Annotated in this window: 10 protein-coding genes; 3 read left to right on the top strand and 7 right to left on the bottom strand. The window is 65.4% G+C overall.

Annotated elements, in window-relative coordinates; genetic code table 11:
* Nucleotides 1-18 precede the first annotated feature (18 nt).
* Nucleotides 19-984, bottom strand: coding sequence for a glucokinase (locus PVA39_RS12065; protein ID WP_274124243.1), 966 nt, complete (start codon nucleotides 982-984; stop codon nucleotides 19-21).
* Nucleotides 981-2810 (bottom strand): phosphogluconate dehydratase, encoded by a 1830-nt coding sequence (edd, locus tag PVA39_RS12060; RefSeq protein ID WP_274124242.1) that lies wholly within the window; start codon nucleotides 2808-2810, stop codon nucleotides 981-983. The genes PVA39_RS12065 and edd overlap by 4 nt, the downstream gene beginning before the upstream one ends.
* Nucleotides 2811-2941: 131 nt before the next feature.
* On the opposite strand from edd, the gene gap reads away from it, so the two are divergent.
* Both gap and folE read left to right on the top strand, forming a co-directional pair.
* Entirely contained in the window at nucleotides 2942-3922 is a 981-nt protein-coding gene (gene gap / locus PVA39_RS12055) for a type I glyceraldehyde-3-phosphate dehydrogenase (RefSeq protein WP_274124241.1), read from the top strand.
* 232 nt (nucleotides 3923-4154) lie between these two features.
* The gene (gene folE / locus PVA39_RS12050) at nucleotides 4155-4718 is read left to right on the top strand and encodes a GTP cyclohydrolase I FolE (RefSeq protein WP_075930546.1); all 564 of its coding nucleotides are present in this window, start codon (nucleotides 4155-4157) and stop codon (nucleotides 4716-4718) included.
* A gap of 187 nt (nucleotides 4719-4905) precedes the next feature.
* On the opposite strand, the gene PVA39_RS12045 is transcribed toward folE, so the two are convergent.
* Entirely contained in the window at nucleotides 4906-6672 is a 1767-nt protein-coding gene (locus PVA39_RS12045) for an ABC transporter transmembrane domain-containing protein (RefSeq protein WP_274124240.1), read from the bottom strand.
* A 158-nt stretch (nucleotides 6673-6830) separates the two neighbouring features.
* On the opposite strand from PVA39_RS12045, the gene PVA39_RS12040 reads away from it, so the two are divergent.
* Nucleotides 6831-8552 (top strand): FAD-dependent oxidoreductase, encoded by a 1722-nt coding sequence (locus PVA39_RS12040; RefSeq protein WP_274124239.1) that lies wholly within the window; start codon nucleotides 6831-6833, stop codon nucleotides 8550-8552.
* Nucleotides 8553-8606: 54 nt separating this feature from the next.
* On the opposite strand, the gene pcaC is transcribed toward PVA39_RS12040, so the two are convergent.
* From pcaC to PVA39_RS12020, 4 genes are read right to left on the bottom strand one after another with little or no spacing between them, the layout of a single operon-like run.
* Nucleotides 8607-9005 carry a 4-carboxymuconolactone decarboxylase gene (pcaC, locus tag PVA39_RS12035; protein ID WP_274124238.1) on the bottom strand — a complete coding sequence of 133 codons (399 nt, stop codon included), beginning with the start codon at nucleotides 9003-9005 and terminating at the stop codon, nucleotides 8607-8609.
* Nucleotides 9006-9062: 57 nt separating this feature from the next.
* Nucleotides 9063-9854 carry a 3-oxoadipate enol-lactonase gene (pcaD, locus tag PVA39_RS12030; protein ID WP_274124237.1) on the bottom strand — a complete coding sequence of 264 codons (792 nt, stop codon included), beginning with the start codon at nucleotides 9852-9854 and terminating at the stop codon, nucleotides 9063-9065.
* 25 nt (nucleotides 9855-9879) lie between these two features.
* Nucleotides 9880-11244: a 3-carboxy-cis,cis-muconate cycloisomerase gene (locus PVA39_RS12025; RefSeq protein WP_274124236.1), complete on the bottom strand. Its 1365-nt coding sequence runs from the start codon at nucleotides 11242-11244 to the stop codon at nucleotides 9880-9882.
* An 18-nt stretch (nucleotides 11245-11262) separates the two neighbouring features.
* Nucleotides 11263-12576, bottom strand: a complete 1314-nt coding sequence (locus PVA39_RS12020; protein ID WP_274124235.1) for an MFS family transporter — start codon at nucleotides 12574-12576, stop codon at nucleotides 11263-11265.
* Nucleotides 12577-12780 lie beyond the last annotated feature (204 nt).

Genomic DNA, 12780 nt, shown 5'->3' with positions numbered 1-12780 from the left:
GACAGAACGTTGTGGGCGCTAGTTCCTCTGCAGATGTTGCTCCACCGCAACGCCCGCGCCGACCAGCCCCGGGTAAGGCGCGGTTACCAGCCATACCGGCAGGCCGTCGAAGTAATCGCTCATGCAGCCCTTGTCGCGCAGGCTACGGGAGAAACCGCTGGCCATGAAGAAATCGGCGAAGCGCGGCACCATACCGCCGGCGATATACACGCCGCCGCGGCCACCAACGGTCAGCACGTTATTGCCGGCAACCCGGCCCAGCAGGCAGCAGAACTGTTCCAGCACGCCAACCGCCAGCGGCTCGCCGTCAAGCGCTGCGCGGGTGACCTGCGCCGCGCTTTGCAGCGAAGCCTGCTGACCATCCACTGCGCAGGTCGCGCGATACAGCGCCAGCAAACCATTACCGCTGAGCGCACCAGCCTCGGCGCTGACATGGCCGAGCTGGCGATGCAGCGCCTGCCAGATCAGCGCCTCGCGATTGCTGCCCACCGGCAGGTCGACGTGGCCACCCTCACCCGGCAACGCATGCCAGCTGCCATCGGGCAGGCTCAGCAAGGTGCCGACGCCCAGGCCGGTGCCGGCACCGATCACCACCGCCGGGCGCCCCGGCTGCGCATCGCCCGGGCAGACGGTGACGTATTCATCGTCCTTCAGGCAGGTCATGCCCAGGGCCATGGCGGAAAAATCGTTGAGCAGCAGCAGCTCGCGCACCTGCAGTTCGGCGCAGAACGCCTGGCGGTCAATGCGCCAAGCGTTGTTGGTGAAGCGGAACGGATCGATTTCCACTGGTCCGGCGCAGGCCAGACAGATGGTCTCTACGTCGCCGAGCGCCAGGCCTTCAGCCGCCAGGTAAGCGGCGATGGCCTGCTCGACCGTGGGGTGATCGGCAGTCGCCGATACCCGCACGCCATGCAGGCCACCGTCACGCCACAGGGCGAAACGCGCATTGGTGCCGCCGATGTCGCCCACCAGCGCCAGGCTCATCGCAGCGAATCCAGTTCGGCGGTGAAGGCACTGGCGCCCTCTTCCGCGGGGCTGAACGCAGCGCGCATGAAGGCGAACAGCTCGCGGCCACAGCCGACACCGGTGCCTTGCGGGCGCGGCGCGATCTTGCGGGCGTTCCAGGCGATGTCGTCGACCAGCACCTGCAGGTGCCCGGTCACGCCATCGACGCGAATCAGATCGCCGTCGCGCACCCGCGCCAGCGGGCCTCCATCCCAGGCCTCGGGGCTGACGTGAATGGCCGCCGGCACCTTGCCCGACGCGCCGGACATCCGTCCATCGGTAACCAGCGCCACCTTGAAACCGCGATCCTGGAGGATGCCCAGGTACGGCGTGAGCTTGTGCAGCTCGGGCATGCCGTTGGCCTTCGGCCCCTGGAAGCGCACCACGGCGACGAAATCGCGCTCCAGCTCACCGGCCTTGAAGGCTTCGGCCAGCTCGACCTGGGTTTCGAACACGCGGGCCGGCGCTTCGACCACCTGATGCTCCGGCGCCACCGCCGACACCTTGGCTACGCCGTTGCCGAGGTTGCCAGTCAGCACCCGCAGCCCTCCTTCGGGCGAGAACGCCTCCGGCACGCTGCGCAGGATGTTGCGATCCAGGCTCTGCTCCGGGCCCTGGCGCCAGACCAGCCGCTCGCCATCGAGGAACGGCTCCTGGGTATAGCGCGACAGGCCAGGCCCAGCGACGGTGTAGACATCCTCGTGCAGCAGGCCGGCTTCGAGCAGCGTGCGCACCATGAACGGCACGCCGCCACAGGCATGGAAGTGGTTCACGTCGGCCTGACCGTTGGGGTAGACCTTGGCCAGGGTCGGGGTGACGGCGGACAGGTCGGCCATGTCCTGCCAGGTCAGCTGGATGCCGGCAGCGCGCGCGAAGGCCGGAATGTGCAGTGTGTGATTGGTCGAGCCGCCGGTGGCGTTGAGGGCCACCACCGAGTTGACGATGGCCTTCTCGTCGATGATCCGACACAGCGGCGTGTACTCGCCGCCTTGCCGCGTGAGGCGCACCACCTGGTGGGCGGCCTCGGCGGTCAGCGCGTCACGCAACGGCGTGTACGGGTTGACGAAGGACGAGCCCGGCAGGTGCAGGCCCATGATTTCCATCACCACCTGGTTGGTGTTGGCGGTGCCGTAGAAGGTGCAGGTGCCGGGGCTGTGGTAGGACTTCATCTCTGATTCGAGCAGCTGCTCGCGGGTCGCCTTGCCCTCGGCGTAGAGCTGGCGAACCTCGGCCTTTTCCTTGTTGGGAATGCCCGAAGGCATCGGCCCGCCCGGCACGAAGATCATCGGCAGGTGACCGAAGCGCAGCGCACCGATCATCAGCCCCGGCACGATCTTGTCGCAGATGCCCAGCAGCATCGCCGCATCGAACATGTTGTGCGACAGCGCCACGGCCGTGGACATGGCGATCACCTCGCGGCTGGCCAGGCTAAGCTCCATACCGGGCTCACCCTGGGTCACGCCATCGCACATCGCCGGCACGCCGCCGGCCACCTGGCCCACCGAGCCGACCTGGCGCAACGCCTGCTTGATCAGTTCGGGGTAGTGTTCATAAGGATGGTGGGCGGAAAGCATATCGTTGTAGGCAGTGACGATACCGACGTTGGCTTCGTTCATCAGCCGCAAACGCTGCTTGTCTTCGGCAGAACCACAACCGGCCACGCCGTGGGCGAAGTTGGCACATTGCAGCGCGCCGCGGTGCGGGCCCTGGCTGTCGGCGGCGGCCATCTGCGCCAGGTAGCGTTCGCGAGTGGCGCGGCTGCGGGCGATCAGGCGGTCGGTTACCTCAAGGATGCGGGGATGCATGGTGTCGACTCCGGGCTAACAGGTAGCACTTAGAATTGTATTTTTATCAAAATATTGACAGCTAAAACGCTTGATTTCTACTTTCATGAGCATAATCTTGTTTTTAAAACAACAAATCAGGATCTAAGCTCATGACTATACGAATTGCCATCAATGGATTCGGCCGCATCGGCCGTAACGTGCTGCGGGCACTCTATACCCAGAACTATCGCGAAAAGCTGCAAGTCGTCGCCATCAATGACCTGGGCGACAGCGCCATCAACGCTCATTTGCTCAAGTACGACAGCGTACACGGCATCTTCGATGCCGACGTCGAGGTCGACGGGCAGAACCTGCTTATCAATGGTGACCGCATCGCGGTCAGCACGATCCGTAATCCTGCCGAACTGCCCTGGAAGGATCTGGACGTCGACGTGGTGTTCGAATGCACCGGCCTGTTCACTGATCGCGACAAGGCAGCCGCCCACCTGACTGCCGGCGCGCGCAAGGTGATCATCTCCGCGCCAGCCAAGGGCGCCGATGCGACCATCGTCTATGGCGTCAACGAAGGCAGCCTGCGCGCCGATCAGCAGATCATCTCCAACGCCTCCTGCACCACCAACTGCCTGGCGCCGGTCGCCCAGGTGCTGCAGCGCGAGCTGGGCATCGAAAGCGGGCTGATGACCACCATCCACGCCTACACCAACGACCAGAACCTCTCCGACGTGTACCACAGCGACCTGTTCCGCGCGCGCTCGGCCACCCAGTCGATGATCCCCACCAAGACCGGCGCCGCCGAAGCAGTCGGTCTGGTGCTGCCGGAACTGGCCGGGCGCCTGACCGGCATGGCGGTGCGCGTGCCAGTGATCAACGTGTCGCTGGTCGACCTGACCATTCAGGTGCAGCGCGACACCAGCGTCGAGGAAATCAACGCCCTGCTCAAGGCGGCGGCGGAAAAATCCCCGGTGCTGGGCTACAACACGCTGCCGCTGGTGTCGTGCGACTTCAACCACAATCCGCTATCGTCGATCTTCGACGCCAACCACACCAAGGTGAATGGCCGCCTGGTGAAAGTGCTGGCCTGGTACGACAACGTTAAAAACAGGCTCGGACTGCTCATTTACAGCTCGTAAACTCCGCGTCCTCGCCTGTTTTCGCCTTGCATTGCTCTAGCTCGCGAGACTTTGAACAGGTGCTGACAGAAGCAGCGATGCACCGAGCGGCATAAAGGCTCGGTAAATCGCTACGAGCGGATTACAATTGCTGCCCGCCTCGCCCACCAGGCCGAGCTTGATGCCGCGGCAAACGCGCTGGCATTGGCGCCAGGCAGCCGCTAATCGATACCCGCAAACCACTGGAAGCCGCATGGACTCTAGCCGCAACACCCTCGAACAGCACTACACCGCCATCCTCGGCCAGCTCGGCGAAGACGTTTCCCGCGAAGGCCTGCTCGACACGCCCAAGCGCGCCGCCAAGGCCATGCAGTACCTGTGCAATGGCTACCAGAAGACCTTGGAAGAAGTCACCAACGGTGCGCTGTTCAGCTCCGACGCCAGCGAAATGGTGGTGGTCAAAGATATCGAGCTGTATTCGCTGTGCGAGCACCACCTGCTGCCCTTCATCGGCAAGGCCCACGTCGCCTACATTCCCAGCGGCAAGGTGCTGGGCCTGTCCAAGGTCGCGCGCATCGTCGACATGTACGCCCGCCGCCTGCAGATCCAGGAAAGCCTGAGCCGACAGATCGCCGAAGCGGTTCAGCAGGTCACCGGTGCCCTGGGCGTGGCGGTGGTCATCGAAGCCAAGCACATGTGCATGATGATGCGCGGCGTGGAGAAGCAGAACTCCTCCATGGTCACCTCGGTGATGCTCGGCGAATTTCGCGAGAACGCCGCGACCCGCAGCGAGTTTCTGAGTCTGGTCAACGGCTGAGACTGACTTGCTCTCAACTCGTCATCTCGAAATTGAAGTGATCTGAAGAATGTTGAGTCTGTGGGATGCGGGCAATGCCCGCGACTCACAGCGCGTCCCCGCCCGGTCCCACAGAACCACAGCCCGTAGGGTGGGTCACGCTTCACCGACCCACCACACACTCAACGCCGATACCGGCGCCCTGCCCCTAGCTCTTCTCCACGAACTGCAACTCGGCCAATCGCGCATACAGTGGATTACTGGCGACCAGTTCGGCATGTTTGCCCAACGCTACCAACTGCCCCTGATCGAAGACCGCGATGCGGTCGGCGCTCTTCACCGTGGCCAGGCGGTGGGCGATCACCAGGGTGGTGCGGCCACGCATCAGCTCGGGCAGCGCCTGCTGGATCAGGTGCTCGCTCTCGGCGTCCAGGGCACTGGTGGCTTCGTCGAGCAGCAGGATCGGTGCATCCACCAGCAAGGCGCGGGCAATCGCCAGGCGCTGCCGTTGGCCGCCGGAAAGCCCCAGGCCGGCATCGCCCAGATGGGTCTGATAACTCTGGGGCAAGCGCGCGATGAATTCATGGGCATGGGCCGCGCGGGCAGCAGCCTGCACCTCGGCATCGCTGGCGTCCGGGTGCCCGTAGCGAATGTTGTCGGCCACGCTGCCAAAGAACAGCGCCGGGTGCTGGGAAACCAGCGCGAAGTTCTCGCGCAGGGCGTGCGGGTCGAGGCGCTCGATGGGCAGGCCGTCGATCAGGATGCGCCCCCGTAGCGGATCGTAGAAGCGCAGCAGCAGGTCGAACAGCGTCGACTTGCCCGCGCCGGACGGGCCGACGATGGCCAGGGTTTCGCCCGGTTCCACTGCCAGCGTGATGTCTTGCAGCGCCAGGCTGTCGGGGCGCGTCGGGTAGGCGAAGGACAAATCCTGCACGTCGATACGGCCCTCTGCAGGCCGGGCCGGAACCAGCGCGCCGTCGAGCGGCGCATGGATCTCGTTGCGCGCACTGAGCAGTTCGCTGATGCGCTCGGCGGCGCCCGCGGCGCGTTGCAACTCGCCGACCACCTCGCTGAGGGTGCCGAATGACGAGCCGACGATCAGGCTGTAGAACACGAATGCCGCCAGCTCGCCGCCACTGATGCGCCCGGCGATCACGTCCATGCCGCCGACCCAGAGCATCACGCCCACGGCACCGAGCACCAGCACGATCACCACGGTGATCAGCCAGGCGCGCTGGGCGACGCGCTTGCGGGCAGTGTCGAACGCCGCCTCGGCGGACAGGCCGAATCGCCGGCGGTCTTCGGCCTGATGGTTGTAGGCCTGCACCGTCTTGATCTGCCCGAGCACTTCGCTGACGTAGCTGCCGACATCGGCGATGCGATCCTGGCTCTGCCTCGACAACTCCCGCACACGGCGGCCGAACAGCAGGATCGGCGCGACCACCAGCGGCAGTGCGGCGAGCACGATGGCGCTGAGCTTGGGATTGGTGACCACCAGCAGGATCATGCCGCCGACCAGCATGATCAGGTTGCGTAGCGCCATCGACAGCGACGAGCCGATCACCGACTGCAGCAAGGTGGTATCGGCGGTCAGCCGCGACTGGATCTCCGAGGCGCGGTTATGGGCGTAGAAGCCGGGGTGCAGGCCGACCAGATGATCGAACACGCGCTTGCGGATGTCCGCCACCACCCGCTCGCCCAGCCAGGAAACCAGGTAGAAGCGCGTGTAGGTCCCCACCGCCAGGGCCAGCACCAGCACGAAGAACAGCAGGATCGAATGGCGCAACGCTTCCGGTGACTGGGTGGCCAGGCCCTGATCGACCAGCAGCTTGATGCCCTGCCCCATGGACAAGGTAATGGCGGCAGTGAACAGCAGCGCCAGCAGCGCACCGACCACGCGACCGCGATAAGGGGCGATAAACGCCCAGGATGTGCGCAGGGCACCGCGCTGGCGACCGGACAAAAGCGATTTCATGGCGGGCTCGAAGGCTGATGGCGAGAGGGTTACAGCCCTTCAGATGGGGTCAGCCTGGGTAAACATCAAGCGCGGGCCCTGCGCTTGGCGACGATCAGGGCTCCATTTAATATATGGAACCTGATTCCAAAAACAATCATTAGCCGCCAGGAGCGCCCATGCCCGCCGCCGCCACCACTCCGCTTCCTCAACACTGCGACCTGCTGGTGGTCGGCTCGGGCGCCGCCGGGCTGGCCGCCGCGGTGACTGCCGCGTGGCATGGCCAGCGCGTCGTGCTGGTGGAAAAGGACGTGGTGTTCGGCGGCGCCACCGCCTGGTCCGGTGGTTGGGCCTGGGTTCCGCGCAACCCGCTGGCGCAGCGCGCCGGCATCCAGGAAGACATCGAGCAGCCGCTCACCTATCTGCGCCACGAACTGGGCGAGCATTTCGACGAAGCGCGGGTCAGGGCCTTTCTCGACGCCTGCCCGCAGATGGTGGCGTTCTTCGAACGGCACACCGCCCTGCAGTTCGCCGACGGCAACGGCATTCCCGACATGCATGGCGACACGCCCGGCGCCGCCACCGGCGGCCATCAGGTGATCGCCGCGCCCTATGACGGCCGCGAAGTGCTCGACCTGCTGCCGCGCCTGCGCAGGACGCTGCGCGAAACCTCGTTCATGGGCATGCCGATCATGGCCGGCGCCGACCTGGCCGCCTTCCTGAACATGACCCGCTCACCGAGAGCGCTGTGGCACGTGACCCGTCGCTTCGCCACCCACCTCTATCACTTATCCCGTTATGGCCGCGCCATGCACCTGGTCAACGGCGTTGCGCTGGTCGCCCGGCTGGCCCGCTCGGCCGCCGACCTGGGCGTGACGATGATCGAGTCGGCACCGGTGATCAGCCTGCATCAGCAAGATGGCCGTATCAGCGGTGCCACGCTGCGCCGTGCGGACGGCGAGCACTTCATCGGTGCCCGTGCCGTGGTGCTGGCGGCTGGCGGCTTCCCCAACGATACGCGGCGGCGCCAGCAGCTGTTTCCCCGCGATACCAGCGGCGCGGACAACCTGGCCCTGCCGCCAACCGCCTGCTCCGGCGATGGCCTGCGCCTGGGCGAAGCGCTGGGTGCCCAGGTCGATACCCGGCTGAAATCGCCGGTCGCCTGGGCACCGGTGTCCCGGGTGCCGCACCGCGACGGCAGCATCGGCCACTTCCCGCACATCATCGAGCGCGGCAAGCCTGGCATCATCGGCGTGCTGGCCAACGGCAAGCGCTTCGTCAACGAAGCCCACGGCTATTACGACTACGTGGCGGCGATGGTCGAACAGGTGCCCCAGGACCAGCCGGTGTGTTCCTGGCTGATCTGCGATCACCGTTTCCAGCGCCGCTACGGCCTGGGCTTCGCCCGCCCGGCGCCCGTGCCGCTGTGGCCCGTGCTGCGTAGCGGCTATCTGCAATGTGCGGCGACCATCGAGCAGTTGGCCCTCGACTGCGGCATCGACCCGGAGGGCCTGGTGAGCACGGTAGCCACGTTCAACCAACATGCCCGCAATGGCGAAGACCCGCAGTTCGGCCGCGGCAGCACCGCCTTCAATCGCAAGCAAGGCGACCCGCTACACCCTGGCGCCAACCCCTGCGTGGCACCCATCGAGCATGCCCCGTTCTACGCAGTGAAGGTGCAGCCCGGCTGTTTCGGCACCTTCGCCGGGCTCAAGACGGACGGCAGCGCCCGGGTACTGGATGCCGATGGCCAGCCGATCCCCGGCCTCTATGCCGCCGGCAGCGACATGGCCAGCGTGTTCGGCGGCCACTACCCCTCCGGCGGCATCAACCTGGGCCCGGCACTGACCTTCGGCTACGTTGCGGCACTGCATGCGGCGGGCGTCAGTCAGAGCGAGTGATCGTCGGGCAATAAAAAGCCCCGCTTGAGCGGGGCTCTGCAGATCGTTGCGACGTCAGGCCTTATTCAGCGACTCGACGCCGACTTCGTCCCACAGCTCTTCGGCCAGGTGGAAGGTGGCGTTGGCAGCCGGAATACCGCAGTAGATCGCACTCTGCATGATCACTTCCTTGATTTCCTCGCGGGTCACGCCGTTGTTCTTGGCGGCCTTGAGGTGCAGCCTCAATTCACCTTCGCGGTTCATGCCGATCAGCATGGCGATGGTGATCAGGCTGCGGGTGTGGCGCGGCAGCCCCGGGCGCGTCCAGATATCGCCCCAGGCGTGGCGGGTGATCATCTCCTGGAACTCTTCGTTGAACGGCGTCAGTTTTTCCAGGCTGCGGTCGACGTGGGCATCGCCCAGCACCGCACGGCGAACCTGCATGCCGGCGTCATAGCGTTGTTTCTCATCCATCGGTGGCTCCATTTCTCTTCACGGCGCGGGCGTGCGACGACGCCCACGCACGGCAGCTCAATTGGTTTGCAGAAAGCTCAGCACGCGCCCGGTGAACAGCTCACCAGCCTGCACGTTGGACAGGTGCGCGGCGTCGAACTCGACCAGCTCGGCGCCCGGAATACGCGCCTGCATGAAGCGACCGTGCTCGGGGGTGGTCACCGCATCACCGGTGCCGCACACGATCAGGGTCGGCACGTCGATCGTGGCGATCTGCTCGCGGTAGTCGGCGTCGCGCACCGCTGCACAGTTGCCGGCGTAGCCCTGGGGCGAGGTCTGCGCCAGCATGGTGACGATCGGCTCGACCTTCTCCGGCTGGGCCTTGGCGAACGGCGCGGTGAACCAGCGTTCGATGGAGGCATCACGCAGGTCGCGCATGGCCTTCTCGCCGCCCTTCAGCACGGTGTCGATGCGGGTGTTCCACACCTCGTCGGTGCCGATCTTGGCGCCGGTGTTGCACAGCACCAGGCGATCCAGGCGCGAAGCGGCGTTGATCGCCAGCCACTGGCCGATCAGCCCGCCCATGGACAGGCCGCAGAAATGCACCTTGTCGATGTTCAGGGCATCGAGCAGTGCCAACACGTCACGGCCGTTCTGCTCGATGCTGTAGAAGCCCGGCGTGACCAGCGACTGGCCGTGGCCACGGGTGTCATAACGCAGCACGCGGAAGTGTTCGGTGAACGCCGGAATCTGCGCATCCCACATGTGCAGGTTGGTGCCCAGGGAGTTGGACAACACCAGCACCGGTGCGTCGGCCGGGCCTTCGAGCAGGTAGTTCAGGTCGCCATCGGCGAGGGAAACGACAGGCATGACAATCTCCTAACGGGAAAACGGTTCAGTGATTCGCGCTGCGGTGCAGGGCCACGGCGCGATCGACCCAGCGCTGCGCCTGGCCCAGGTAATGGGCCGGGTCGAGCAGGCGGTCCAGCTCATCGGCGGACAGTTGGGCGCAGACCTCGGCGTTGGCGCCGAGCACCTCGCGCAGGTGTGCGCCCTCCTTCACCGCCTGTTTGCAGCATTGCTCGACCAGATGGTGGGCAGCGTCGCGACCGATGCGTTGCGCCAGGGCGATGCTCACTGCCTCGGCCAGCACCAGGCCGCGGGTCAATTCGAGATTGGCGGCCATGCGCTCGGCGTCCACTTCCAGGCCCGGCACCAGGATCAGCGCCTGCTGCAGGGCGCCGGAGACCAGGCAGCAAAGCTCCGGCAGCGTCTCCCATTCGGCGTGCCACAAACCCAGGCTGCGCTCGTGCTCCTGGGGCATCGCCGCGAACATGGTGGCGACCAGCCCGGGCGCGCGGGTGGCGGCGCCGATCAACACCGCCGCGCCCACCGGGTTGCGCTTGTGCGGCATGGTCGAGGAGCCGCCCTTGCCGGGCGCCGAGGGCTCGAACAGCTCGCCGGCTTCGGTCTGCATCAAGAGGCTGAGGTCGCGGCCCAGCTTGCCCAGGCTGCCGGCGATCAGGCCGAGCAGGCTGGCGAACTCGACCAGACGATCACGCTGGGTGTGCCAGGGCTGCTCGGGCAGTTGCAGGTCCAGCTCGGCGGCCAATGCACCGGCCACCGGCCAGGCCTTGTCGCCCAATGCGGCCAGGCTGCCCGAGGCGCCGCCGAACTGCAGGCACAGCAGGCGCGGTTTGATTTCGTCGAGGCGCTGGCGATGGCGATCGATGGCGCCCAGCCAGCCGGCGATCTTCATGCCCAGGGTCACCGGCGTGGCATGCTGCAGCCAGGTGCGCCCGGCCATGGGCGTTGCCGCATGACGCTGGGCCTGGATGGCCAGCTGCCTGCTCAGGGCGTCCAGATCCTTTTCCAGCAGATCGATGGCCGCGCGTAGCTGCAGCACCAGGCCGCTGTCCATGGCGTCCTGGCTGGTGGCGCCCAGATGCACGTAGCGCTCGGCCTCGGGGTTGCTCGCCGCGATGCGTTTGCCCAGCGCCTTGACCAACGGAATGGCCGAGTTGCCGGCGCTGCCGATGGCCACCGCCAGCGCGTCGAAATCGTAGAGTTCGGCGCGGCAAGCCGCCTCGATATCGGCGACCACTGCCTGCGGGATCACCCCAGCCGCCGCTTCGGCCCGGGCCAGCGCTGCCTCGAAGTCGAGCATGCCCTGCACACGCCCCTGGTCGCTGAACACCTGGCGCATCGGCGCACCCGTGAAGTAGGCATCGAACAGCTGGCTAGCGGGCCTTGAACTCATACAGCGAACACTCCGTGGTCAATGATCGTGGTGCAGGTAACTGGCCTGGCGCGGCAGGCGCAGGCTGACCAGAAAAGCCAGCACCATCATGCCTGATACGTACCAGTAGAAGGTCTGTTCCATGCCGATGGATTTCAGCCCCAGGGCGACATATTCCGCCGAGCCGCCGAACAGCGCGTTGGCCACCGCGTAAGCCAGGCCGACGCCCAGAGCGCGCACCTCCGGCGGGAACATCTCGGCCTTCACCAGGCCGCTGATCGAGGTGTACAGGCTGACGATGGCCAGCGCCGCGATGATCAGCAGGAAAGCCATCACCGGGCTCTGCACGGTATGCAGCAAGGCCAGGATCGGCCAGGTGCAGATCGCACCGAGGGCGCCGAACCAGAGCATCGAGGTGCGGCGGCCGATACGGTCGGACAGCGCACCGAACAACGGCTGCATGATCATGAATAGAAACAGCGCGCCGGTCATGATGCCACTGGCGGTCTTGGCGCTCATGCCGGCCGAGTTGACCAGGTACTTCTGCATGTACGTGGTGAAGGTATAGAAGATCAGCGAGCCGCCGGCGGTGTAGCCCAGTACGGTGAAGAACGCAGCCTTGTGGTGCTTGAACAGATAGGCGACGCTGCCCGACTCCTTGCTGCCAATCTGATCCTCTTTGGCAGTTTCATCCAGCGAACGGCGCAGGTAGAACGCCACTACCGCTGCCATCGCGCCGATCACGAACGGAATGCGCCAGCCCCAGGCACGCAGCTCGTCTTCACTGAGCGCCTGCTGCAGGATCACCACCACCAGCACGGCCAGCAACTGGCCGCCAATCAGGGTGACGTACTGGAACGAGGCGAAGAAGCCGCGCTGGCCCTTGAGCGCCACCTCGCTCATGTAAGTGGCGGTGGTGCCGTACTCGCCGCCTACTGAAAGGCCCTGAAACAGCCGCGCCAGCAACAGCAGCACGGGCGCCAGGGTGCCGATGCTGCTGTAGGTGGGCATGCAGGCGATGGCCAGCGAGCCCAGGCACATCATCAGCACCGAGATCATCATCGAGACCTTGCGGCCGTATTTGTCCGCAACGCGGCCAAACACCCAGCCACCGATCGGCCGCATCAGAAAACCCGCGGCGAATACGCCTGCGGTGTTGAGCAGTTGCACGGTGGGGTCGTCGGAAGGAAAGAAGGCCGGCGCGAAGTAGATCGCGCAGAAGGCGTATACGTAGAAGTCGAACCATTCGACCAGATTGCCCGAGGAGGCACCGACGATGGCGAAGATACGCTTGCGGCGCTCTTCCGGGCTGTAGTTGGGGGCTTCGTACGCCGCGCTGGCTTCGGTAGTCATTATGGATACTCATTGTTAGGAAGCGGAACCGTACTTATTCCGACCCCATCTGTAACCAAATGATTCGGCATTTTCAATCGCCCATCCTTGCCAGAATAGGGTGTCGTGGACCTTGTCTTGGCAAGGACAAACGAAACGTCAAGCGGTTGTTAGAAGGCAGAAGCAGACAATCAGCGATCTGGTAGGAGGGGCCGGGCGGCGATC

Source organism: Pseudomonas sp. CNPSo 3701, from assembly GCF_028674975.1.
GTDB lineage: Bacteria > Pseudomonadota > Gammaproteobacteria > Pseudomonadales > Pseudomonadaceae > Aquipseudomonas > Aquipseudomonas straminea.
Note: the sequence above shows the minus strand (reverse complement) of the source record. Positions and strands in the feature narration are given on the sequence as shown.